At 64.1% G+C, this 23,904-nt stretch carries 24 protein-coding genes; 10 read left to right on the forward strand and 14 right to left on the reverse strand.

Translation table 11 applies throughout. The annotated features are described in order from the left end of the window. Nucleotides 1-69: 69 nt before the first annotated feature. On the reverse strand, nt 70-2,727 hold the full coding sequence (gene ligD, locus IVB29_RS19590; protein WP_247504997.1) for a DNA ligase D: 2,658 nt from the start codon (nt 2,725-2,727) through the stop codon (nt 70-72). Between the two features lie 119 nt (nt 2,728-2,846). On the opposite strand from ligD, the gene IVB29_RS19595 reads away from it, so the two are divergent. Then, nucleotides 2,847-3,731: a Ku protein gene (locus tag IVB29_RS19595; protein WP_247504998.1), complete on the forward strand. Its 885-nt coding sequence runs from the start codon at nt 2,847-2,849 to the stop codon at nt 3,729-3,731. Nucleotides 3,732-3,859: 128 nt separating this feature from the next. Here the strand turns inward: IVB29_RS19595 and IVB29_RS19600 are convergent, their stop codons facing one another. From IVB29_RS19600 to IVB29_RS19630, 7 genes are all read right to left on the reverse strand, one after another. Further along, on the reverse strand, nt 3,860-4,549 hold the full coding sequence (locus IVB29_RS19600; RefSeq protein WP_247504999.1) for a response regulator transcription factor: 690 nt from the start codon (nt 4,547-4,549) through the stop codon (nt 3,860-3,862). Beyond that, nucleotides 4,546-7,269 (reverse strand): sensor histidine kinase KdpD, encoded by a 2,724-nt coding sequence (locus IVB29_RS19605; RefSeq protein WP_247505000.1) that lies wholly within the window; start codon nt 7,267-7,269, stop codon nt 4,546-4,548. The genes IVB29_RS19600 and IVB29_RS19605 overlap by 4 nt, the downstream gene beginning before the upstream one ends. Before the next feature lie 40 nt (nt 7,270-7,309). Continuing rightward, the gene (locus IVB29_RS19610) at nt 7,310-7,915 is read right to left on the reverse strand and encodes a K(+)-transporting ATPase subunit C (protein WP_247505001.1); all 606 of its coding nucleotides are present in this window, start codon (nt 7,913-7,915) and stop codon (nt 7,310-7,312) included. A 110-nt stretch (nt 7,916-8,025) separates the two neighbouring features. Then, the gene (gene kdpB, locus IVB29_RS19615; protein WP_247505002.1) at nt 8,026-10,140 is read right to left on the reverse strand and encodes a potassium-transporting ATPase subunit KdpB; all 2,115 of its coding nucleotides are present in this window, start codon (nt 10,138-10,140) and stop codon (nt 8,026-8,028) included. A 26-nt stretch (nt 10,141-10,166) separates the two neighbouring features. Beyond that, nucleotides 10,167-11,870: a potassium-transporting ATPase subunit KdpA gene (gene kdpA / locus IVB29_RS19620; RefSeq protein WP_247505003.1), complete on the reverse strand. Its 1,704-nt coding sequence runs from the start codon at nt 11,868-11,870 to the stop codon at nt 10,167-10,169. Nucleotides 11,871-11,982: 112 nt separating this feature from the next. Next, nucleotides 11,983-12,072 (reverse strand): K(+)-transporting ATPase subunit F, encoded by a 90-nt coding sequence (locus IVB29_RS19625; RefSeq protein WP_008133410.1) that lies wholly within the window; start codon nt 12,070-12,072, stop codon nt 11,983-11,985. Nucleotides 12,073-12,083: 11 nt separating this feature from the next. Next, a complete protein-coding gene (locus tag IVB29_RS19630; RefSeq protein ID WP_247505004.1) occupies nt 12,084-12,299 on the reverse strand; it encodes a hypothetical protein in 216 nt (71 codons plus the stop codon). 391 nt (nt 12,300-12,690) lie between these two features. On the opposite strand from IVB29_RS19630, the gene IVB29_RS19635 reads away from it, so the two are divergent. From IVB29_RS19635 to IVB29_RS19670, 9 genes are all read left to right on the forward strand, one after another. Further along, nucleotides 12,691-13,155: a hypothetical protein gene (locus IVB29_RS19635; RefSeq protein WP_247505005.1), complete on the forward strand. Its 465-nt coding sequence runs from the start codon at nt 12,691-12,693 to the stop codon at nt 13,153-13,155. Between the two features lie 22 nt (nt 13,156-13,177). Continuing rightward, nucleotides 13,178-13,456, forward strand: a complete 279-nt coding sequence (locus IVB29_RS19640; protein WP_247505006.1) for a hypothetical protein — start codon at nt 13,178-13,180, stop codon at nt 13,454-13,456. A 131-nt stretch (nt 13,457-13,587) separates the two neighbouring features. Continuing rightward, nucleotides 13,588-13,842 (forward strand): hypothetical protein, encoded by a 255-nt coding sequence (locus tag IVB29_RS19645; protein WP_247505007.1) that lies wholly within the window; start codon nt 13,588-13,590, stop codon nt 13,840-13,842. 26 nt (nt 13,843-13,868) lie between these two features. Then, entirely contained in the window at nt 13,869-14,786 is a 918-nt protein-coding gene (dapA, locus tag IVB29_RS19650) for a 4-hydroxy-tetrahydrodipicolinate synthase (RefSeq protein WP_247505008.1), read from the forward strand. 128 nt (nt 14,787-14,914) lie between these two features. Beyond that, the gene (locus tag IVB29_RS19655) at nt 14,915-15,103 is read left to right on the forward strand and encodes a hypothetical protein (protein ID WP_247505009.1); all 189 of its coding nucleotides are present in this window, start codon (nt 14,915-14,917) and stop codon (nt 15,101-15,103) included. Between the two features lie 17 nt (nt 15,104-15,120). Further along, nucleotides 15,121-15,507: a hypothetical protein gene (locus tag IVB29_RS19660; RefSeq protein ID WP_247505010.1), complete on the forward strand. Its 387-nt coding sequence runs from the start codon at nt 15,121-15,123 to the stop codon at nt 15,505-15,507. Between the two features lie 90 nt (nt 15,508-15,597). After that, nucleotides 15,598-15,726: a hypothetical protein gene (locus tag IVB29_RS38420; RefSeq protein ID WP_256466896.1), complete on the forward strand. Its 129-nt coding sequence runs from the start codon at nt 15,598-15,600 to the stop codon at nt 15,724-15,726. A 184-nt stretch (nt 15,727-15,910) separates the two neighbouring features. Further along, complete coding sequence (gene upp / locus IVB29_RS19665; protein WP_247505011.1) at nt 15,911-16,546, forward strand: uracil phosphoribosyltransferase; 636 nt, start codon at nt 15,911-15,913, stop codon at nt 16,544-16,546. Nucleotides 16,547-16,579: 33 nt separating this feature from the next. Next, a complete protein-coding gene (locus IVB29_RS19670) occupies nt 16,580-18,151 on the forward strand; it encodes an AMP-binding protein (RefSeq protein ID WP_247505012.1) in 1,572 nt (523 codons plus the stop codon). A 7-nt stretch (nt 18,152-18,158) separates the two neighbouring features. Here IVB29_RS19670 and IVB29_RS19675 read toward each other — a convergent pair whose 3' ends face one another. The 6 genes from IVB29_RS19675 to IVB29_RS19700 are packed head-to-tail and all read right to left on the reverse strand — an operon-like array spanning nt 18,159 to nt 23,589. After that, the gene (locus tag IVB29_RS19675; RefSeq protein ID WP_247505013.1) at nt 18,159-19,070 is read right to left on the reverse strand and encodes a flagellin; all 912 of its coding nucleotides are present in this window, start codon (nt 19,068-19,070) and stop codon (nt 18,159-18,161) included. A gap of 17 nt (nt 19,071-19,087) precedes the next feature. Beyond that, nucleotides 19,088-20,860 carry a flagellar hook-associated protein FlgK gene (gene flgK / locus IVB29_RS19680; RefSeq protein WP_247505014.1) on the reverse strand — a complete coding sequence of 591 codons (1,773 nt, stop codon included), beginning with the start codon at nt 20,858-20,860 and terminating at the stop codon, nt 19,088-19,090. Between the two features lie 18 nt (nt 20,861-20,878). Continuing rightward, nucleotides 20,879-21,352 carry a flagellar protein FlgN gene (locus IVB29_RS19685; protein ID WP_247505015.1) on the reverse strand — a complete coding sequence of 158 codons (474 nt, stop codon included), beginning with the start codon at nt 21,350-21,352 and terminating at the stop codon, nt 20,879-20,881. Nucleotides 21,353-21,358: 6 nt separating this feature from the next. Beyond that, nucleotides 21,359-21,619, reverse strand: a complete 261-nt coding sequence (locus tag IVB29_RS19690) for a hypothetical protein (protein ID WP_247505016.1) — start codon at nt 21,617-21,619, stop codon at nt 21,359-21,361. Between the two features lie 3 nt (nt 21,620-21,622). Further along, nucleotides 21,623-22,888 carry a flagellar hook protein FlgE gene (flgE, locus tag IVB29_RS19695; protein WP_247505017.1) on the reverse strand — a complete coding sequence of 422 codons (1,266 nt, stop codon included), beginning with the start codon at nt 22,886-22,888 and terminating at the stop codon, nt 21,623-21,625. 32 nt (nt 22,889-22,920) lie between these two features. Continuing rightward, nucleotides 22,921-23,589 (reverse strand): FlgD immunoglobulin-like domain containing protein, encoded by a 669-nt coding sequence (locus IVB29_RS19700; RefSeq protein ID WP_247505018.1) that lies wholly within the window; start codon nt 23,587-23,589, stop codon nt 22,921-22,923. Between the last annotated feature and the right edge of the window lie 315 nt (nt 23,590-23,904).

Raw genomic sequence — 23,904 nt, forward strand, 5'->3', positions numbered from 1 at the left:
GCAAGGCGTAACCCACCGCTTAGGTGTCCGCAGAGACAGAAGTGGTGGGTTACGCTTCGCTAACCCACCCTACTTCTTTGTTGAAAGCTTCTTCATCGCCGCCTTGATCGACGCGGCCGCATCGTCATAACCATCCCACGCCTTCGACCGCGCCAGCAGGCCCGGCACGGTCCGCACCGTATATCGCTTCGGATCGAGATCGCCCTTCACCTGCGCCCAGGTCACCGGCATCGATACCGTCGCGCCATCGCGCGCGCGGGGCGATAGCGGCGCGACTGCCGTCGACATGCGATCATTGCGCAGATAATCCAGAAAGATTTTTCCATTGCGCAGCTTCTTGGACATGTTGAGCAGGTAACGCTCGGGAGCGTCATCGGCCATCCACTGGCAGACGCCTTGCGCAAACGCTTTCGCCTCTTTCCAGCTCACCTTGTCACGCGCGCCGTGAAGCAGCGGAACCACCACATGCAGGCCCTTGCCGCCGGTGGTCTTGCAGAAACTGTCCATGCCGAGATCCGTCAACCGCTGCCGCATCTCCTTGGCGGCTTCCACGACATCGGCGAACTTGACGTCCGGCGCGGGGTCAAGATCGAACACCAGCCGGCCCGGCGTGTCATAGGCATAAGGCGCACAGTTCCAGGGATGCAGCTCGACGCCGCCGATCTGCGCCACGGCCGCCAGCCCCTCGACCCGATCGATCTGCAAATACGGCTTGCGATCGCCGGAGACCCTTGCGAGCTCCAGAAGATTCGACGTACCCTGCATGGCGTGGCGCTGGAAAAAGCACTCGCCCTTGATACCATCCGGTGCGCGTATCAGCGAGCAGGGCCGCCCTTTCAGATGAACGATCATCCATTCGCCGACGGCTTCGAGATAGCGCGCCAGATCCAGTTTGGTGACCGGCTTGCCCTCGGCGTCGTCGGGCCAGAGCTCCTTGTCCGGCTTGGAGATGACGACACCCATCACCTCGGCGGTGCCGGTGTCCCGTTTGCCGACTTTCGGCGCGGCGCGCTTCCTGACTGAGGGCTCGGCGAGCTTAGTATCCGCGGGCGTTTCGGCCTCGACTTCCTCCGCGGACTTGTCCTGCCGCAAGCCCTTGAACGCGGCCTGACGGATATTACCGTCGGCGGTGAAGCCGGCAAACTCGATCTCGGCGACCAGCTCCGGCTTCAACCAATGTACGTCGCGCGTCTTTTTCGGTGCGTTTTTTCCGCCGAAGGGACTTTCCTTCGCTTCCATGGCCTTCAACGACGGCATGATTCGCTTGACCTTGTCGGCGCCGAACCCGGTGCCGACCATGCCGACAAAGGCGAGATGATCGCCGCGATGCACCCCCGCCATCAGCGAGCGGAATTTTCCGTTGGTGGTCTTATAGCCGCCGATCACGACCTCATGGCCCGCACGGCACTTCGCCTTGGTCCAGCTCTCCGTTCGCCCCGATCGGTACGGCGCATCGAGCTTCTTGGACACGACTCCTTCCAGTTCGAGCTTGCAAGCCGATTGCAGCACGGCATCGCCGCCGCTTTCGAAATGCTCGACATAGCGGATCTGGCTCGATTTTGTCTTGCGCGCCTGCAGCAACTCCTTGAGCCGCTCCTTCCGCTCGCCAAGCGGCAGACGGCGATAATCGAGGCCCTCGGCAAACAGAAGGTCGAAGGCAAAGAAGATCAAATCTTCAGTCTTGCCATCCGAAAGCGCGGCCTGGAGCGAAGAAAAATTCGGCGCCCCGTTGTGGTCGAGCGCGACGATCTCGCCATCGATCATGGTGGCGGGAAGCGCTCCCGCCTCCTTCGCTATCGAAGCAAACTTCTCGGTCCAGTCGAGGCCCTTGCGCGTCTTCAGCGTCGCCTTGCCATCCTCGACCCGGAGCTGCACGCGATAGCCGTCGAACTTGATTTCGTGGCACCAGCCCTCGCCGGCCGGCGGCCGTTCGACCGGCGTGCAGAGCTGCGGCGCGACGAAGTCCGGCATCTCGGAGATACTCTTTGCGGTCGTTGCGGTCGTCGCTTTTTTCTTTGCAACTTTGCCTGCCTTCAAAGCCGCGCGAGGCGCCGGCTTGACGGTTCGTCCTTTGGTCTCTTCAGCGCGGTTGGACTGCCAGACCGCATTCGCCTTGCCCGTGCCCTTCGCCAGCATGAACGGCTTTGGCGCACGGCCCTTGCCACCGGCGATCTGCGCCATCGCGCGGCCGGAGGCGACCGACTTGTCTTCCGCCAAAATATCGTCGTCTTCGCTGGCATACTCATCGCGGTGCTTGATCAGGAGCCAATTGGTGCGCTTGCCGCCGCTGCGATCGTTCCGCATGCGCACCAGCACCCAGCTGCCATGCAGCTTGTCGCCGTGGAGCGTGAACTTGAGATCTCCCTTTTTAAAGCCGGCCTCGGGATTGTCGGATTCCCAGGTGCCGCGGTCCCACAGCATCACCGTGCCGCCGCCATACTGTCCCTCAGGAATAGTCCCTTCGAAATCGCCATAGTCGAGCGGATGGTCCTCGACCTCGACCGCCAGCCGCTTGTCGTGGGGATCGAGCGACGGCCCTTTCGTTACCGCCCAGGACTTGAAGACGCCGTCGAACTCAAGCCGAAGATCATAATGCAGCCGGGTGGCGTCATGCTTCTGGATCACGAATCGCCGCTGCTTCGAGGGTGTCACTGCCGTCTTGCCCGAGGGTTCCGGCGTCTTCTCGAAATCACGCTTCTGGCGGTAGGTGGAGAGCTTTCGCAGCACGAGCAGATCCCGCTTCTCTTTCGATGTTGAAGCCTATCATGGCAAAAGTCCCACCCGGAACCAAAACCCCGGAGACCGGTTGGAGTTCCTGAAATGCCTTGAAATCACTGGAGAATGGAATGGCCCCGCGCGCCTATTGGAAGGGAACGCTGAAGCTGTCGCTGGTCAGCTGCCCGGTCGTGCTCTATCCCGCGACCACGGCGGCCGAGAAGACGCGGTTTCACATGATCAACCGCGAGACCGGCAATCGGCTCAAGCAGCAGATGGTGGATTCCGAGACCGGCGACATCGTCGACAGCGACCAGAAAGGCCGCGGCTACGAGCTGCGCAAGGGCAAATATGTCGAGATCGAGCCGGAGGAGCTCGAGGCCGTGCAGATCGAGAGCAATCACACCATCGACATCGAGAGTTTTGTCCCGAGCGAGGAGATCGATCAGCGCTATCTCAACCATCCCTACTACATCGCGCCCGAAGGCAAGGCCGCGATCGACGCTTTTGCGGTGATCCGCGACGCCATGAAGGATGAGGGGCGCGTCGCGCTCGCAAAGATCGTGCTCACCAACCGCGAGCACCTCATCGCGATCGAGCCGCTCGGCAAGGGCCTGCTCGGCACCACGCTGCGCTTTCCCTACGAGCTGCGCGACGAGGACGAATTCTTCGACGATATCAAGAGCCCGAAGATCACCAAGGACATGGTTGAGCTCGCCGGCCACATCCTGCACACCAAGGCCGCGCATTTCGACCCGAGCAAGTTCAAGGACGAGTACGAGACCGCGCTGAAGGCGCTGGTGAAGCGCAAGGCGAGCGGCAAGACAATCGAGCTGCCGGAGCGCGAGGAGCGGCCGAGCAATGTCGTCAGCCTGATGGACGCGCTGAAGCAGAGCCTGAAGGGGCGTGGGGGGAAGAAGACGGCGGCGAAGTCGCATGCGCGCCGGGCCACCGGGCGGCAGCGGGCTGCGAAGAAAACGCAGCGAGCGAGGGCACGGCACAGGAAAGCGAGCTGATTTTGCTCTGTCATTGATGCAGTTGTCGTAGGATGGGTTTCGTTGAAGCGATACCCATCAACCGTCGGCGGTTGCAGAGGCATGATGGGTTTCGCAAGGGCTCTACCCATCCTACAAATCTGTGAGAATCAATCCCCCGCCTTCAACCGGTACCCGATCCCCGTCTCCGTCAGCACATATTGCGGGCGTTCCGGATCGGCTTCGATCTTCTGGCGGAGCTGGCGGACGTAGACGCGGAGATATTGCGCGTCGGTCAACTCGTCCCAGAGCTCCTTGAGCAGGAAGCGATGGGTCAGCACCTTGCCGGCGTGCTGCACCAGCACGCGCAGCAGGTCGTATTCCTTCGGCGACAGCTTGACGTCGCGCTCGCCGACCCTGACGATGCGGCGGACCAGATCAACGGAGAGATCGCCGGAGCGGAAAACCGGACGCTCGCCCTGCACCTGCAGCTGGTGCCGCAGCGCGGCGCGCATGCGTGCGAGCAGTTCGTCCATGCCGAACGGCTTTGTCAAATAGTCGTCGGCGCCGAGATCGAGCGCCTGCACCTTGCCGGCCTCGTCGCCGCGGCTCGACAGCACCACGATCGGCACGGCTTCGTTGCGCGCGCGGATGGTGCGCAGCAGCTCATGGCCCTGGATGTCGGGCAGGCCGAGATCGAGGATGATCAGCGCAGGCTCCTCAGCGAGCTTCTCCAGCGCGGTCTTGCCGTTCGACGCTTCCAGGATCTCATAACCCTGCGTCGAGAGGCCCATCCGCAGCAATTTGCGGATCGGCGGCTCGTCGTCGATGACCAGAACCTTGATCGGGGCAGCACTCATGCGGCAGTATCCAATGCGTGGGTCTGTGCCGGGACGGGCAGACGGATGGTGAGGACCGCGCCGCTGCGGTCGCCGCGGTTGGCGGCCGAGATCGTGCCGTGCATCGCCTCAACAAAGCCGCGGGAGATGGCGAGCCCGAGGCCGGTACCGGGACGGACGTGATCGCCCTTCTGCGCGCGATAGAACTTGTCGAACACGCTCTCGAGCTCACCGGGCGGAATGCCGGCGCCTTCGTCGGCAACCTCCAGCACCACCTGATCCCGCTCACGCCGGCTCTTGATCGAGATTGTGGTCTCGGGCGGCGAATATTTTGCGGCATTGTCGAGCAGATTGAACAGCACCTGCTCGAACAGCACGGCATCGAGCTGGAGCATCGGCAGATCGGCCGCCAGTACCAGCTCGACCTTGTGGGCAGTAAGAATCTTGCTCGCGCGTCGCAGTGCGCTGCCGACGATCTCGCCGAGATCATGGAGCGCCGTGTTGGGCACGATGGCGCCGGATTCGAGCTTGGTCATGTCGAGCAGATTGGCGATGAAGCGGTTGAGCCGCTCGGATTCGTCGATCACGGTCGCAAGCAAATCGCGCTTCTCGGTGTCGGAGAGCGCGCCGGCGAGATCGCGGATGGTCGAGGCGGCGCCCAGCACCGAGGCGAGCGGCGTCTTCAGATCATGCGAGATCGACGTCAAAAGCGCCGAGCGCAGCCGCTCGGATTCGACCGTGCGCTTGACGCGGTCCATGTCCTCGACCAGTAGCACGCGTTCGATCGCGAGCGCGCCCTGGTCGACCAGCGCGTCGAGCAGCCGGCGCTGGTCCGGCGTCAGCAGCGGCCCGGTGCGGTCATTGTCGATGCCGATGACGCCGATCGGGCCGCGCCCGGTTCGCATCGGAAGGAACAGCCGTTTTGCTCCCGGCAGCGTGTCCGAGCCACGGCCGGCGGAGCGATCATTGCTCCAGGCCCAGTTGGCGGCGGCGAGGTCGGCCTGGTCGAGCTGATCCTCGGGCGGATAGCCGGATTTCACCGTGAGCAGGCCGTCCTCCGGCAGCAGCAGCACGACGCGCACCTTCAGCATCAGCGCGATCTGATAGGCGGTCGCCCACAAGACGTCATCGAGCGTGGCGGTACCGGCGAGCTTGCGGCTGAAGGCATAAAGCTGTTCGGTGGTCCTGATGCGGCCGATCGCAGTATCGGCTTGCGTGCGGACCCGTCCCGCAACGTTCGACACCACAAACGCAATCAGCATGAAGAAGAAGAACGCCGCGACGTTCGTCGGGTCGGTGATGGTGAACGTGTAGACCGGCGGCAGGAAGAAGAAATTGTAGGCCAGGGATGCCGCGACGCTTGCGAGCAGCGACGGCCACAATCCGTAGCGAACCGCAACGGCCACCACCGCGGTGAGGAACATCAGGTCGACGTTCTCGACACCGACATAGGGTTTGATGACCACCGCTGCCGCAAGGCCGAGCGCGGTGATCCCGAGCGCCTTCAGATAGGGACGCGCATCGAACGGCTCTGATCGTGCCGCGGTCTGCACCGAGGTCTTCGGCGCCGGCTCGCTCGTGAGTTCGTCGCCGGGAACGACATGAACGCTGATATTGCCGGCGCGGCGGACCAGATCGTGCACAACCGAGCCGCGCGTCATCTCGAACCAGCGCGAGCGGGTCGACTTCCCGATCACGATCTGAGTGACGTTGTTGCCTTGCGCGAAATTGATGACGTCGTCGGCGATACGGCGGCCGACGGCCGGAATGGTCATCGCCTCGCCGCCGAGCGCCTCCGCGAGCCGCAGCGTATCGGCCAGTCGGTCGCGCTCCTCGTCGGACAATTGCAGGGATCGCCGTGTCTCGATCGAGACCGCCGTGAATGGCGCATGCAGCCGGTCGGCCAGCCGCTTGGTGTAGCGGATGAGCCCGGCCGCACGCGGATCCTCGCTGACGCAGACCAGGATGCGTTCGCCAGCGGCCCAGGGACCGGCGATGGCGTTCGCCTGCATGTGGGTGAGAAGCTGCTCGTCGACCCGCTCGGCCGTGCGGCGTAACGCAAGCTCGCGCAGCGCCGTCAGATTGCCGGGCGAAAAATAATGCTCCAGCGCCCGCTCGGCCTGCTTGGGGACGTAGACCTTGCCTTCCCGCAGGCGCTGGATCAGATCGTCGGGCGTGAGGTCGATCAGCTCGATCGCATCGGCGCGATCGAACACCGAATCCGGTACGGTCTCGCGCACCCGGACATGGGTGATCTGGGCAACGACGTCGTTCAGGCTCTCGATGTGCTGGATGTTGACGGCGGTGTAGACGTCGATGCCGTGGGACAGCAGCTCTTCGACATCGAGATAGCGCTTGGGATGCCGGCAAAGGGGCGCGTTGGTGTGGGCAAGCTCGTCGACCAGCACAATTCGGGGCCGGCGCGCGATGACGGCATCGAGGTCCAACTCCTCGACCGTCTGTCCACGATAATCAATCTTCCTGCGCGGGATCACGTCCAGCCCCCGCACCAGCGCCTCGGTCTCGGCACGGCCATGGGTCTCGACGAATCCAACCACGACATCGACACCGGCCTTGCGCTTGGCGTGGGCGCTCTGCAGCATCTCGTAGGTCTTGCCGACGCCGGGCGCGGCGCCGACGAAGATCTTCAGCTTGCCGTTCGCACTCTCCTCCCGGCGCGCGGCTTCCAGCAGCGCCTCGGGAGACGGACGTTGTTCGGGATCGCGGCGCTCTCGGACCATCAGGCCAATATAATCATCTGGGCGCCGCGAGCCTAGACCGCTACTTCGCGGATGCACGATCCAGCGCGAGGTTCAGCGCAAGAACGTTAACCCTGGGTTCGCCAAGCAGACCGAGCAGCCGGCCCTGGGTATTGGAGGCAACCAGCTGCCTGAGCTGATCTTCCGAGATACTCCGGGCCTTGGCCACGCGCGGCACCTGGAATTGCGCCGCCTCCGGGGAGATGTCGGGGTCGAGGCCGCTGGCCGAGGTGGTGACCAGATCGACCGGCACCGCGGCGTTCGGGTTCTCGGCCTTCAGCTTATCCACGTCCTCCTTCAGCCGGTCGGCCAGCGCCTTGCTGGTCGGGCCGAGATTGGAGCCGCCCGAGTTGGCGGCGTTGTAGGGCGCCGACACTGCCTTGGTCGAATCATTGGGGTCCGGCGCCAGCGTCGCCGAGAGGCGGCCGTGGAAATATTTGTCGTCCTTGAACTCCTGTCCGATCAGGGCGGAGCCAACCACCTTGCCGTCGCGCTCGATCAGGCTGCCTTGCGCCTGCGCGGGAAAGATCGCGCCGGCAATGGCCGTCATCGCGAGCGGATAGGCCAGTCCCGTGATCGCGGTCAGCACCAGCAACAGGACGATGGCGGGGCGGATTTCTCTGAGCATGTGTTTCTCCTATTTCTTTCGTCATTGCGAGGAGCGAGGCGACGAAGCAATCCAGACTGTCAGCCGCAGAAACATCTCTGGATTGCTTCGCTTCGCTCGCAACGACGGGGTTAGGCCAGGTGCAAGGCAACAACGACGAGGTCGATTGCCTTGATACCGATGAAGGGAATGACGATCCCGCCAAGCCCATAGATCAAGAGGTTGCGGCGGAGCAGTGCGCCGGCGCCGACGGCGCGGTAGGCGACGCCCTTCAGCGCGAGCGGAATCAGCGCGATGATGACAAGCGCGTTGAAGATGATCGCCGACAGGATGGCGCTCTGCGGGCTCGACAGGTTCATGACGTTGAGCACGTTGAGCTGCGGGTAGAACGCCAGGAACATCGCCGGGATGATCGCAAAGTATTTTGCGACGTCGTTGGCGATCGAGAAGGTGGTCAGCGCACCGCGCGTCATCAGCAGCTGCTTGCCGATCTCGACCACCTCGATCAGCTTGGTCGGGTTGGAATCGAGGTCGACCATGTTTCCGGCCTCGCGTGCCGCCTGCGTGCCGGTGTTCATGGCGACACCGACGTCGGCCTGGGCGAGCGCCGGCGCGTCGTTGGTGCCGTCACCGCACATGGCGACCAGCTTGCCCTTAGCCTGCTCGTCGCGGATCAGCTTGAGCTTGTCCTCGGGCGTTGCCTGCGCCAGGAAGTCGTCGACGCCGGCTTCCGCCGCGATCGCGGCCGCCGTCATCGGGTTGTCGCCGGTGATCATGATGGTGCGGATGCCCATGCGGCGCAGCTCGGCGAAGCGCTCGCGGATGCCGCCCTTGACGATGTCCTTGAGCTGGATGACGCCAAGCAGCTTGCCGTCCTTGGCGACCGCGAGCGGCGTGCCGCCGGCCTTGGAGATCTCGTCCGCAATGGTCTGGACCTCTCGGCCGACGTCCGACGACGCCATCGGCTGGATGGCACGGGCGGTGTTGCCGGAGGCCACGGCCATCGTCGCACCGCCGCCGACATAATTCAGCATAGCATCGACCGCGCCCTTGCGCACCGACGAGCCGCCGGCATCGACGCCGCTCATGCGGGTCTGCGCCGTGAACGGAATGAAGGTCGCACCAAGTTCGGCCATGTCGCGTCCGCGGATGCCGTATTTGTCCTTCGCCAGCACGACGATGGAACGGCCTTCCGGCGTCTCGTCAGCGAGCGAGGCGAGCTGGGCTGCATCCGCGAGTTCCTGCTCGGTCACACCGCGCACCGGCCGGAAAGACGTCGCTTGGCGGTTGCCAAGCGTGATCGTTCCGGTCTTGTCGAGCAGCAGCGTGTCGACATCACCGGCTGCTTCCACCGCGCGGCCGGACATCGCCAGCACGTTGAAGCGGACCAGGCGGTCCATGCCGGCGATACCGATCGCCGACAGCAGCGCACCGATGGTGGTCGGGATCAGCGTCACGAACAGCGCGACCAGCACGACCACCGAGATCGAGCCGCCGGCATAGGCCGCATAGCTCGGAATGGTGACAGTGGCGAACACGAAGATGATGGTCAGGCCGGCGAGCAAAATGTTGAGCGCGATCTCGTTCGGCGTCTTCTGCCGCTCGGCGCCCTCGACCAGCTTGATCATGCGATCGATGAAGGTCGAGCCCTGCGCCGCGGTGATGCGGACGCGGATCCAGTCGGACAGCACCTGCGTGCCGCCGGTCACCGCCGAGCGATCGCCGCCGGACTCGCGAATGACGGGCGCGGATTCGCCGGTGATGGCAGCTTCGTTGACGGAGGCAACGCCTTCGATCACCTCGCCATCGGAGGGGATGGTGTCCCCCGCTTCGACCAGCACGACATCGCCGACCTTGAGGCTCGTGCCCGGAACCAGCTTGAAAGCCTGGCCGGCGCCGGTCAGCAGCTTGGCCTGGCTCTCGGTGCGGGTCTTGCGCAGCGATTCGGCCTGCGCTTTGCCACGGCCTTCGGCGACCGCTTCGGCGAAATTGGCGAACAGCACAGTGAACCAGAGCCAGATGATGATCTGGAAGGTGAAGCCGAGATTCGCGCCGCTCGAGAGGAGATCGCGCAGGAAGATCACCGTGGTCAGCGCGGCCACGATCTCGACCACGAACATCACGGGGTTCTTGATCATCAGCCGCGGGTCAAGCTTGGTGAAGGACGCGCGGATCGCGGGGAGCACGATCTTGGGATCGAGCATGGCCGAGCCGGAAGCGCGCTTTTGCAGTTTCATCGTATCCATGGAGGTCACTCCAAACAGTCAGAAGATCAGAACACTTGACCGGCATTCATCGCGAGATGCTCGACGATGGGGCCGAGCGCGAGCGCCGGGAAGAAGGTGAGGCCGCCGATGATCAGGATCACGCCGACGACGAGGCCGACGAACAGCCCGCCCGTGGTCGGGAACGTGCCCGCCGACGGGGGGATGGATTTCTTGGCCGCGAGCGAGCCCGCAATTGCCATCGCCGGAATGATCATGAAGAAGCGGCCGACGAACATCGCGCTGGCAAGCGTGATGTTGTAGAACAAGGTGTTGCCGGTGAGGCCCGCGAAGGCCGAACCGTTGTTGCCGGTCGCCGAGGTGAAGGCGTAGAGTACCTCGGTGAAGCCGTGCGGCCCGGCATTCGCCATCGAGGCGACCGCCGCCGGATAGACCACGCCGACCGCGGTCCAGCCCAGGATCATCAGCGGCAGCACCAGGATAGCCAGCATCGCCATCTTGACCTCGCGCGCCTCGATCTTCTTGCCGACATATTCCGGGGTGCGGCCAACCATGAGTCCCGCGACGAAGATTGCGAGAATGACGAACAGCAGCATGCCGTACATGCCGGCGCCGACACCGCCGACTACGATCTCGCCGAGCTCGATGTTGATCAGCGGGATCATGCCGCCGAGCGCGGTGAAGCTGTCATGCATGGCGTTGACCGCGCCGCAGGAGGCCGCGGTCGTGATCACGGCGAACAGCGAGGACGCGACGATGCCGAAGCGGACCTCCTTGCCCTCCATGTTGCCGCCGGCGAGGCCCAGCGCATGCAGCGTCGAGGTGCCGTTGGCTTCGGCCCAATAGGTGATGGCGACGCCGGCGATGAACAGCACGCCCATCACGGCGAGGATCGCCCAGCCCTGGCTCTGGTTGCCGACCATGCGGCCGAACACGTTGGTCAGTGCGGCACCGAGCGTGAAGATCGACAGCATCTGCACGAAGTTCGACAGCGCGGTCGGGTTCTCGAACGGATGCGCGGCATTGGCGTTGAAGAAGCCACCGCCATTGGTGCCGAGCATCTTGATCGCGACCTGCGAGGCCACCGGGCCGACCGCAATGGTCTGCTTGGCGCCCTCGAGCGTGGTGGCCTCAACATAGTCGCCGAGCGTCTGCGGAATACCTTGCGAGACCAGGAACAGCGTGTAGACGACGCAGATCGGCAGCAGCACGTAGAGCGTCGTGCGGGTGACGTCGACCCAGAAATTGCCGACCGTGCGCATCGAGGCGCGCGAGAAGCCGCGGATCAGGGCGACCGCGAGCGCGATACCGGTTGCCGCGGACAGGAAATTCTGGTGCGTCAGGCCCACCATCTGCACGAGATAGGAGATCGTGCTCTCGCCGCCGTAGTTCTGCCAGTTGGTGTTGGTGATGAAGGAGATCGCGGTGTTGAAGGAGAGGTCCTCGGCGACCGCCGATTGCCCTGCCGGATTGAACGGCAGCACGGCCTGGAGCCGCATCACGCCGTAGATGATGAGGAAGCCGCCGACATGGAACAGCAGCATAGAGACCGTGTAGGTCAGCCAATGCTGCTCGCGCCTCTCGTCGACGCCGGAGAACCAGTAGATGCCGGCCTCGATCGGCCGCAGCACCGGCGACAGGAAGGTGCGCTCGCCGTTGAACACGCGCGTCATGTACCAGCCGAGCGGTTTTGCGAGCGCGACGACAATGACGCAAAAGAGAATGATCTGGAGCCAACCGATCACAGTCATGGAATCAACCCTTCAGGCTTGGTGCCCGGCGCAAAAGCGCCAGGAGCACCGTCAATAGGCAGGCGACGAGCGCGACGTCCGCCAGCAGCAATTCGAGAAGCAGCAGAACGGCTCAGAACCGCTCGGGCCGAAGCAGCGCATAAGTGAGGTAGATCAGGAGGCCGAACGAAACGGTGCCGGCGAGTGCGTAATCGAAGATCATGGTCCGCTCCCTCACAGCCGTTCGCAGGCGTAGGTGTAGCCGATCGCGAGGGCAAAGAAGGCTAAGCCCAGTGCCAGCATCAGAATATCCATCATGGCGTTCTCCTCGTTGCGCGATATCCGGCGTAACCTGCCTCTGGATTCCGGCCGTCCGCTGCGCGCGAATACAATGAATGTCTCCGGCAATAGGCCGGAACTTTCACTGCGCTGAAGTGCCATCACGCGCATAGGTTTTCGAGATGAGCCCTATGGCGACCTTATAGGAATCCCATAAAGGCCGGCCCGTGGTCGAGGGCGGCCGAGTGGCACCGGCAAGACACTCCAGGCGTTCGTCCGAGACGGCCAGCTCGACGATGCCGATCCAGCATCGCCTTCATTGCCTGATGTTACGGAAGACCGCCGCCATGGTCTTCCAAGAACGCCTGCCCCCATGCGCCGCCGGCTTGTCGCAAAAACGACAGTCGAAAGTGGGTGCTAGCCGCATGTCGTGTCCGGCAGCGTCCGTGCATTTATGAAATCCCTATATCTCTCGCCCCCTCCCCATCTCGTTTTCAAATGGCCTTCCGGCGATCTTGGAGAGGCCGGCCGACTGACCGACACCCATTCCAGGAGGCCTGACATGACCGCCGCTCTCCGTCACAAAGATCCACCATCGCTCAGTGCGCGCCTCCGTCGCGCGCAGACAATGACGCGGCCACTGATGCTCGACATCGTGCACGCCTGCCGGCGCGTCGCGTCGCGCGGCGGAAGCGAGCGCACCGCGCGCGTCATGCGCCTGATCGAGGCGGAGGCGTGGGCCGACGCGGCGCTGGCGCTGATGGAGCTCGAGCTGCCGCTGTGGCAGGTTCGCCGCCTCGCCTATGACGAGGGCGAATGGCACTGCGCGCTGTCGCGCGAACGCGAATTGCCAGATTGGCTCGACGCCGCGGTCGAGGCGCATCATGCCGACCTCGCGCTCGCGTTGCTGTCGGCGTTCATCGAGGTGCAGGCGTTGGCCGTCGAGACGTCACGGCCAAGCGTTCCCACTGTGCGGCCCGCCCTGGATTCGCTCTACGAGCCGGTTGGTTGCGAGAACTTCAGCTAGACTGGCCCAACAGGTTCGCGCCTTGCCGCAATCTTCGGACATATCGCGGACCCTGAGCCCAGTACGGGTGATCGCGCGCTTTGCCGTGCGCGTCGTCCTGCTGGCGGCCTTTGCCGCATTCGGTAGCGTCGGCTTCGGACGAAGCCTTGCCGCCCTGCTCTGGATGTCGATCATCCTCTGCTCTGCGGTCGCTGTTCTCAGGCGCGAGGTGCTGTTTGGCGGCGTTCTCAATCATTGGGACGAATGCGCCGCATTCGGCGCGCTGTTCGCGCTGGTTCATGTCGTCAGCGAGCTGACCTGAACGCGGGCCTTATGAGCTTCCTATGAGATCGCAGCCCCGCCTCACTCGAAATCATATGCGCTTGAAAAGATACTGATCGAACGGTTGCGGGCCTGCGTCCGCCGCCGCCGTCAATCGGAAGGACTACGTCCATGAAACTCGTCGAACCTCCCTCGTGCAGCTCCCCCTCGACCATCGTCCTCATCGGCCGCAACCACAGGGGACAATGGGTCGCGCAGGAGCAGAACGGCGTCTATGGCGGCCTGTTCGTCAGCCGCGCCCAGGCCGTCAAATATGCGCTGTTCGAGAACGGACAGCATCCGGAGACCATCGTCGAGCTGCCGCGCGAGATCGAGCTCGACATGGGCAAGAGCCCCAACACCGTCGTCTCGCAACGCGCCGCTTGAGCCGGCGCCACCAAGCGAAAAAAGCCATGTTCATTCCTCCCTCTGCCTGGTTCACCGGCTTCATTCCGGACCTGCCGACGCCGTTCGATGCGGCTGACGCCATCGATCTCAAGGCGTTGGCCGCGCTCTGCGAACGCCAGATCGCGGCGGGCGTCCCAGCGATCGTGGTCTGCGAGACGGCCGGCGAAGCGCCGACGCTCTCGCCGGCCGAGCAGGAGCTGGTCATCCGCACCGCGGTCGATGTCGCCCGCGGTCGCGTGCGGATCATCGCCGGCGCGCTGTCGAATGCCACCAGCCAGGTCATCGAGCTTGCGCGGCGCGCGGAAGCGGCCGGCGCCGATGCCGTCATGGCGGTGGTGCCTGCCTACAACAAGCCGATGCAGGACGGGATGCTCGCGCACTTCCGCAGCCTTGCCGGCGCGATCGGCCTGTCCGTGATCCTGCACGACGTTCCCTCCCGCACGCTGCGCCCGCTCGCCGACGAGACGCTTCTGCGTCTGGTCGAATCGCGCCAGTTCATGGGCCTGCGCGACGCAAGCTGCGACATCACCCGCCCGACGCGCCTGAACCGGCTACTGCCATCAGGCTTTCGCCTGCTCTCAGGCGACGACGCCACCGCCTTCGGCAGCATCGCGAGCGGCGGCGACGGCGCGATCTCGGAAGTCTCCAACATCGCCCCGGATCTCTGCCGCATGATCTTCTCGCAAGTCAGGCAAGGCCGCCTGCAATCCGCCCGCTATTTGCACAAGCGCCTGGTCCCGCTCATCGCCTGCCTCTCCAAGGACAGCCCGGCGGCGCTGAAGAGCGGCCTGAGCGTGCTGGGTCTGATGTCGCCGGCCACACGGTTGCCGATCGTGCCGCTTGACGCGGCCCGGCAGAGAGAGGTGGTGCGCGCCCTCGCCGCGATCGCAGACGAGGAGCTGATCGACAGCGTCGGGGCCTGACGGCTCGCGCACTTATGACTTTCCTATGCGGACCCCTCGCCACTCATCTCGCAATCCTACGCAGCAGTCATCATCATGGAAGACAGATTGGAGCGGTCGTCTCACCGCACCAGACAAGGACTTACACAATGTCGATCCTGACACATGGCCTCGACCGGCCGTTCGGGTCCGAACGCCTGCCGCGCATCTCGGCAGAGCGCCAGGCGCAACTCAAGGACCTCGCCCTCGGCGCTCTGACTCTGTTCTCGATGGGCAGCGTGCTCACTGCGCTCATCGCGTTGAGGACGGCGATCTATGTCTGGCACATGCACGCCTGACCGACAGGGAGGCTGCCATGACCTTGCAGATGTGTGAGGAGGCCGCGATGGCCGCAATTGCCCTTCAGGCTTCCCGCCGCCGATCCGAAACCAAACCGGCGACGGCGCTCAGGCCACTCGATCCCGACGTCGTCAGTGCCGCCATCCCCGCCTTCTTCATCGGACGCAACGGCGCCGGCCTCTGGGTCGCGCGCGAGGCGCATGGGCGTGTCGGCGGACTGTTCCTGTTCAAGAGCTCGGCGGTCGATTTCGCCAACCGCGAGAGCGCGCCGGATCGCTGCGCCCTGGTATTCCCGACCGAGACCTTCGAGCTCGACGTCGAAAACCGCGGCAATTTTCTGATCCTGGTGGCGGAATCAGCCAGCCGGATGCTTGCGCGCGCACTGGCAAGGCTGACGTCATGATCGAGTTCAAGATCGCCATCCTGGTTGCGTTGATCGGTGCGCTGCTGCTCGGCCTGCGGATCGGACCGGCGCCCGCATCGGACAAGTAACGTGCAGCTCCCCAAGGGACATCTCGAGCACGCGGTCACCACGACGGTCCTGACCATGACGCTGAGCCTCGTCTGGGGTGCGGTCCTGACGATCGTGATCACGCTTCTTGCGCGCGGGCTCGGAGTATAGCCTGCGCTGTTGCCATGCGCGCGGCGATCGACCGCGAATTGACCATGGCTGCCTACGAGGCAAGCAGCCGGGCGCGCAGCGCCGTCGCGATGCCCGTCTGAGGCCGCCTGTCCCGCGGAAAAAGGCTTAAACGAACAGACTTGCCGATCTGGCGTAATTTCACGGAACCGTGTAGATCGGTTTCATGAGCACAAGCAGCGTCAATGTCGTCGTCCACCCCCTGGTCCAGCACAAGCTCTCCCTGATGCGGGAGAAGGACCGCTCGACCAAGAGCTTTCGCGAGATCCTGAACGAGATCGGGATGTTGCTCGGCTACGAGGTGACGCGCGATCTGCCGCTTGAGCTGGTGGATATCGAGACGCCGATCTCGCCGATGCGGGCGCCGAAGATCGCCGGCAAGAAGCTCACGCTGGCGCCGATCTTGCGCGCCGGCGTCGGCTTCCTCGACGGCATGCTGGCGCTGATGCCCTCGGCGCGCATCGCCCATATCGGGCTCTACCGCGACCCCCAGACATTGCAGGCCGTGGAATATTACTTCAAGGCGCCGCAGGACCTGTCCGACCGCACCGTGATCCTGATGGACCCGATGCTGGCGACCGGCAACTCGGCCTGCGCCGGTGCGTCCCTGCTCAAGCAGCGCGGCGCTCGCGACATCCGCTTCGTGTGTCTCCTCGCCGCGCCCGAGGGCATCGCGCAGTTCCAGAGCGAGCATCCCGACGTGCCGGTCTGGACCGCCGCGATCGACGAGCGGCTCAACGACCACGGCTACATCGTGCCGGGCCTGGGCGATGCAGGCGACCGGATGTTCGGCACCAAGTAGACAGGTTTGCGCGATCGGGTTACTCCGGTTGCCATGAGCGCCAACGAATTTTCGCTGCAATCGCTGATCCGCACCGAGGCTGCCGACCCAGCCTTCGTGTTCGACGGCACACAGGTCTCGCGCGCAGAATTCACAACGAAAGTCGAGCAGACCGCTGCCTGGCTCGCCGCGCAAGGCATCGGAAAGGGCGACGTCGTCGCGGTCTGGCTGGTCAACCGGGTCGAATGGATCGCACTGCTGTTCGCCGCCGCCCGGCGTGGAGCCATCGTCGCAGCCGTCAATACGCGCTACCGCAGCGCAGAAGTTGCGCATCTGCTTCGCCTGTCCGGCGCGAAGCTGATGGTGGTCGAGGCCGCGTTCCGCTCGATCGACTTTGCCGCCATCCTCGCCGATATCGCCGGGGACGAGGTCCCCGCGCTGCAAAAGCTCGCAGTGGTCGGTGCGGATACGATCCCGGCGCACTGGCCTTGCGTGCGGTTCGATGCGTTCGAGAGGCCTTATCCGTCGGCGCCGCCGGCCCAGAACGACGTCGATGTGCCCGTGCTGCTCTACACGACATCAGGCACGACCAAAGGACCAAAACTCGTCGCGCATTCGCAGCGGACGCTGGTCACGCACGCCGCCTCCGTCGCCACGGCGCTCAAGCTGTCGTCGCAGCGTCATTCGCTGCTGGCGATGCTGCCGTTCTGCGGCACCTTCGGTATGACCAGCCTGCTCGGCTTCATCGCAGCGGGCGCGACTATTCATGTACTCGATGCCTTCGAAGCAGCACCCGCACTGAATATCCTCGAAGAGCAGAAGATCACCCACTCGTTCGGCTCGGACGAGATGTTCCGCCGCATCCTCGCGCTCACCGATGCGCCGCGCCCCTTCCCGCATCTCGAAATCTGCGGCTTCGCCGCGTTCCAGCCCGGCTGGCGCGAGCTTGCCGCGGAAGCCGAGGCGCGCGGCATGCCGCTGTTCGGTCTCTACGGTTCGAGCGAGGTGCAGGCCCTGTTCTCGATCGCGCGTGTCGGCGATGCCTTCGCCGATCGCATCGAGGGCGGCGGCTGGCCGATGTCGCCCGACGCAAAGGTGCGCGTACGCGACACCGAGACCGGCGAGTTCGCAGATCCCGGTATCTCCGGCGAGATCGAGATCAGCGCGCCGTCACGCTTCCTTGGCTATTTCAACAATCCGGACGCGACGCGCGAGGCGATCACCGCGGAGGGTTTCTTCCGCACCGGCGACATCGGCCGGCTGCGTGGCGACGGTGCCTTCGTCTACGAGACTCGTGCGGGTGACGCCATGCGGCTCGGCGGATTTCTCGTGGCGCCTGGCGAGATCGAGGACGAGCTCAAATCCTGCACCGGCGTGGCCGATGCCCAGGTCGTGGCGGTCGATCTGAAGGGCCATGCGCGTTGCGTCGCCTTCGTGATCCCGCACCACGAGCCACCGCATCAGGAGACGCTGGTCGCGCGCCTGCGCGAGCGGCTCGCCGGCTACAAGGTGCCGGCACGGATCTATGTCGTGGACGCCTTCCCCGTCACCGACAGCGCCAATGGCGTCAAGATCCAGCGCGCCAGGCTTCGCACCATGGCCGTGGAGCGCATCGCCGCCGAATAGCCCTCGGCTATTTCAAATAGCTCGCCAGATTGATGCTCAGGATCTTGGCGAGCGCCGAATAGGATGCGGTGAGCTGCGCCTGATAGGTCGAGAGCTGCGCCGTGACGGCGGCGACATCGACCCCGGTCAGGTCGTTCGACAGGGTCTCGGCATAGCTCTTGTAGTCGGTCTGGCGGGTGCTCGCCGTCTCGATCGAGGACACGTTGTTCGACAGCTTGGCCTGCACCGCTGCCGTGTCGTCGATCGCCGTGCTAGCGAGATCGAGCGCACTGGTGATATCCGAGGACGATAGCGAGGTGCTGTTGGCCACGAACTTGAGAACCCGCATCACCTCCTCGAACGCCGAATTGTCGGCGGTTACGCCGTAGGACACCGTCTCGTCGGCCGCGACCCGCACCGAGGCGATTTCGTCGTCGCCGTTGTAGTAGCTGGAATCGGTCGCGGTCAGCGAGCCGATGCCGGACGCGAAGCTCGTGAGATCGACCGGCGCCGTGTCGGTCTTGCCGCCGGCGAACACATATTGGCCGTCATATTGCGTGTTCATCAGGGAGCCCATTTCCTGCAGCATTTGCTGGGCGGTGGTGATCACCGAATTGCTCTCGGTCGAGCTACCGGTCGAGGCCGCGCTGAGCTGGGAGCGGAGTTGCGTAAGGATGTCCGTCATCGATCCGACCGCCGAGTACATCACCTGCACCTTGCTGTCGGCGAGCGTCGCGGCATCGATATAGGATTGCGCGCGCGTCACCGAGACCTGGAGGTTGACGACATGCTGCGCATCCGAGCCATAGCCGCCGAAATCGCCCGAGATCACGCCCGACGATTCCTGGATCTGCTTGTTGGCCATGACCGTCTCCACGCGCATCGCGTCGGCGATCATCCTGTTCGACTGTGCGAAGGTGGCGACCCGCATCGCGACCATGAGCCTACTCCCGGCTGTTACGACTGCACGGCGGACAGCAGCGCCGAATACATGGTGTTGATGGCCTGGATCAGCGCGGACGCCGCCGTGTATTTGTTCTGGAGCGTGCTGAGCTTGGCGGATTCCTCGTCGAGGTTGACGCCGGATTGCGAGGACAGCGAGCTCGCATAGGTCGACTGCGTGGTTTCCTTCGCGGTGTAATTGGTGGATGCCTGCGAGGCCTTGCTGGCGACCTCGGCCACGATGGCGGAGGCATAGTCGGCCAGCGAGCCGGTGGTGGCCGCAAGCCCGCCGGTGGTGGCGAATGTCCGGGAGCCCGTCAGCGCATCATAGAAGGCGTTGACGACGGTCGCCGACCCGGACGACAACACGGTGCTGCCGACGGTCAGGCTCGACGAGGAATCCAGTGTGCCGAGCTGAAGCTCGTTGGTGCCGGACAGGATCTTGCCGTTGACCGCGATATCCGCCGCGCTCGTGCCGGTCACGAGGTCGTTGAGACCGAAATACTCGGAAAATCCTTCCCCCGAGCTTCCCATCGAGCTGGTCATCTCGTTGATGGCGACACCGTTGCTCGAGCCGGTTGCCGTGATCGCGAGATGGCCGTCCGCATCGACCGCGGCCGACAGTCCGGAAATGCCGTTGATGGCGGTGACGAGATCGCCGATCGTGGAATAGGACGACAGGTCGAGATCGCTGTAAGAGACCAGACTGCCGCTCTGGTCGGTGACGGCAAGGCGCACGGAGCCGGTGGCGGACAACGCCGTGCTGCTGGTGACGCTGGTCGTTCCGGTGAGGCTCGTCGGCGCCGGTACCGCGGAGGCGCTGTTCGAAACGCTATTCATCGCGGATGCAAGCTGCTGGGCGAGCTGATCGAGCTGCGACTGCGCCGCCGGCAGCGTCGTGTCGCGGAGCGTGATGAGCGAGCCGATGTCCCCGCCCGTGATCTGCGAGGTGATATCCACCCCGTTCACCGTGATCGCGCTGAAGCCGCTGGACGAGGAACCGGCGGTATAGGTCGTCGCCGCCGTCACATTGGCCGCAGCGGTATAGCTGATCGTATGCGCGGAACTGTCGACCAGCGCCTGGCCGGACTTGGTGTAGATCTGGAGATCGCCGTTCGATGCCGTGAAGTAGCTGACATTCATCTTCGAGGCGAGATCCTGCAGCGCGGTGTTGCGCTGGTCCTCCAGGTCCGCGGTCGACTGGCCGGACGCCGCCGTCTGCTTGATCTGTGCGTTCAGATCCGAGATCTGCTGCAGGTCGGTATTGACGTCGTCGATCGAGGACGAGATGTCCTGGTCGGCATTGGAGCGCAGCTTCTGGATGCTGCTCGACGTCTCCCGCAACTGGCTCGCGACGTCATCGAGCGCACTGACGACATTGGATTGCAGCGAGGCGCTGCTCGGCGTGCTCGCCAGCGACGACAGCGCCGATTCCAGCGAAGCGATGCTGTTGGCAAGCGAGGTCCCGGTCGACGAACTGTCGGTGCTGCTGGTCGAGCCGTAGAGTTTTTCGAGCGACGTCAGATAGGTGTTGGTGGTGTCGGCCGACCCGAGGTCGGAGGTCGCGGAGATCAGCGACTTCAACAACAGCTTGTCGACCGTCGAGGTGATGCCCGTCACCGTGACGCCGGTGCCGACGCCGTTGGTGACGCTGCTCGACTGGTTCGCGGTCTTTTCGGTATAGCCCGTCGTGTCCGCGTTCGAGATGTTCGACGACGTCACGCTGATCTGCACCGAGGTGGCCGAGAGGCCGCTGAAGGCGATCGATCTTGCGATATCGAGTGACACGGCGAACCTCTCGATCCGTCAGGCGCTGCGGCTGGTGCCGCTGGAGACCGCGCGCGCGGCGAGACGGCCGGAGGCGCCATAGGGCGACACTGCGGCGATCTGCTCGCGGATCGCCTGCATGACGGCCTCGATCCGGCGGTTACTGGCTTCGATCGCCGCGCGCAGGCGCACCAGATTCTCGTCCATCGCCGTACGCAGCTTCAGGATCCGCTCCATCAGCTGCTCGCGCAGGATCCGGTCGTGCACGTTGAGGCTGGTCGTGCCCACCGCGCATTCGGCGACGATGCGCTCGAACATCTCGGCCAGCTGGCTCTTCTCGTCGACCTGCTTGAGGCGCGAGGCCGGCAGGCCCTTGGCGAGCTCGGCGTTCTCGTCGGCGACCAGCAAGGTCAAATTGTCGATCAGCGTGATCAGCGACTTGATTCGCGTGTCGCCGCTCGCGGCGTTCGTCCTCGTGGCTTGGCTCTTGGCCTGGGCTACAGTCATGGTCATCGCCTTCTAATTTTGTCGTTTGCCGCGCTGGACTTGCGAGCCGCGCAAATACGCGCCGATCGCGGTCGCCCTGACGGTCGCCTGCTTCATCTCGCCTTCGATCTCCGCGCGTTCCCGCAAGAGACCACGACGAGTCGTGTCGACGTCGTCGAGCAGCCCTAGCAATTGCTTGCGGTCGCCGCCTTTGGCGGTCGCGGCTCGTGCCACCAGCCGCTGGAGCCGGCGCAGCAGCGCCTCTCCGGCAGCGCTCGCTTTTTCACCTGGCATCACTCACCTCATCGCCGAGATCAGGGTGTCGTACATCTTGTTGACGGTGGAGATGACCTGGGATGCGGCGGAATAGGCCTGCTGCGCCGAGATCATGCTCGAGAACTGGCTGGAGGTGTCGGTGGTCGAGGATTCCAGCTCGCTGCCGTAGACCGTGCCGGCGCCGTTCTCGCCGGAAGCCTGCAACGCGGCGTTACCCGAGGTCACGGTCGCCGAGTAGAGGCCGTCGCTGGCGGCGGAGAGGCCGTTCGGATCCGCAAAGGTCGCCACCGCGATCTTGTAGATTGCGACGGTCTCGCCGTTGGAATAGGTGGCGTCGACCACGCCGTTCTTGCCGATCGAGACACTGGACAGCTTGCCGTAGGACAGGCCGTCGGAATCGATGCTGGTGACGTTGACCGACGGCGTGGTCTCACCGGAGGCGTATTGCGTCAGGCCATCGGTGCCGCCGACCGTGCCGAGGTTCATCGTGATGGTGCTGTCGGCGGCGCCGTCGGTCCAGCCCGTGACCGCAACGGTTGCCGGGCTCGGGCTGGTGCTGGCCAGCGAGCCGTCGCTATTGAAAGTGATGGCGATCGTGCCGGACGCCGTGCCTGTCGCGGTCGTGGTATCCGACGACGTCGTCGGATTGGCAAAGCTCGCACTCCAGGCGTTGGTACCGGTCTTGGTCCAGGTGATCTGCATCGTGTTTGCGGCACCGAGAGAGTCATACGCCGTCATCGAGCTGGTATAGGTGTCGCCAGTGGCGGCATCCGACGGCAGATTGGCCGCGATCGTGGTCTTGGTCGTCGCGCTGCCGCTGGTCGAGGCGATCTGGGTGTTGATGGCGGAAAGATTGCTGGCCGATTCGCTGCCGACGACATTGCCGTCCGCGTCGGTGCGCCATCCCTCCAGATAGCTTCCGTTGTTCTCGAGGTAGCCGGCATTGTCGATCGTGAAGGCGCCGTTGCGGGTATAGGACGTGATGCCGCCGGATGTGGCGCTATTCACCACGAAGAAGCCCGTCCCCTGGATCGCAACGTCAGTGGCGTTGGAGGTCGTGGCCAAGAGACCCTGCTGGGTGATGTTGGCCCGGCCCGCGACGGTGACGCCGCCGGACGCGTAGGAGGTCGTGTTGCTCGACGCGGTCACCAGCGCGTCGAACATTGCCGACGTCGTCTTGTAGCCGGTCGTATCGGAGTTGGCGATGTTGTCGCTGATCATCGACAAAGACTGGCTCTGGGCGCTGAGGGCCGAGATCGCTGAGGACAATGCACCGGTGAGACTCATGATGAAAACTCCGAGGAAATCAGGACAAGAGATCAGGACGTGACGCCGAGGATATTGGCGGCGCTGACAGAGACACCGTTCACCGTGAGCGAAGGCGTGGATGTCGAGGTGTCGATGCCAGTCACCGTGCCGGTGACGGTCGTGTAATTGAGGACTGAGTTTCCGGCGGAGTCAGTCGCGGTCACCGCGATGGTGTACTTGCCGCCGTCCGAGAGCTGGTTGCCGCTGGAGTCCTTGCCGTCCCAGGTAAAGCTGTTGGAGCCGGAATTGCCCGCGCCGGTTCCGGTGTAAACGACGTTGCCGGAAGAATCCGAGATGCTGACCGAGACATTCGAAGCGGCCGAGGACAGCGAGTAGCCGAACGTCGCCGAGCCGCTGCTCAAGGTCGACGTGTCGGTCTTCGCCTCGACGGTGTGACCGATATAGTTCACCGAGTTGAGCGTCACGAGGCTCGAGAACGAGCTCGCCAGCGACGACATGTTGGAGTTGATCGACTGCTGCTGGGTGAAATTGGCGTAGGAGGTGAGCTGGTTGATGAAATCAGTGGTCGAGGTCGCGTTCAGCGGATCCTGGTTCTGCAGCTCGCTGACAAGCAGGCTCAGGAAGTCGCTGGAGGTCAGCGACGAGCTGGACGATGTGCTCGAGGACGACGACGTCGTCGTGGTCGCAGTCGCTGCAGAACTCGTGGCGGAAACGGTCATCAGAAACTCCGGCTTTCCTGCGCGAGCAGCGACCAGATGTCGGTCGGCGGCGCTTGAAATCTGTGTGCTGATGAAACGGGTGGGCGCGCGGATTCAGGCGAGGATTCACGCGCGTAAAAACGGCTTTCGACACGGCAAAATCTGCCGCGTGCGCGCGTTGGAAGAGCGGTGATTTCAGCGTTGGGAGAGCGGAGGCTTCCACAGCGTCATGGCCGGGCTTGTCCCGGCCATCCACGACCTGCTGCGCAGCACGAAGAACGTGGATGCCGCCCGGGACAAGCCCGGGCATGACGACGTCTCACAATATTTGATATT

Origin of the sequence: Bradyrhizobium sp. 1 (assembly GCF_023073315.1) — a bacterium.
GTDB lineage: Bacteria > Pseudomonadota > Alphaproteobacteria > Rhizobiales > Xanthobacteraceae > Bradyrhizobium.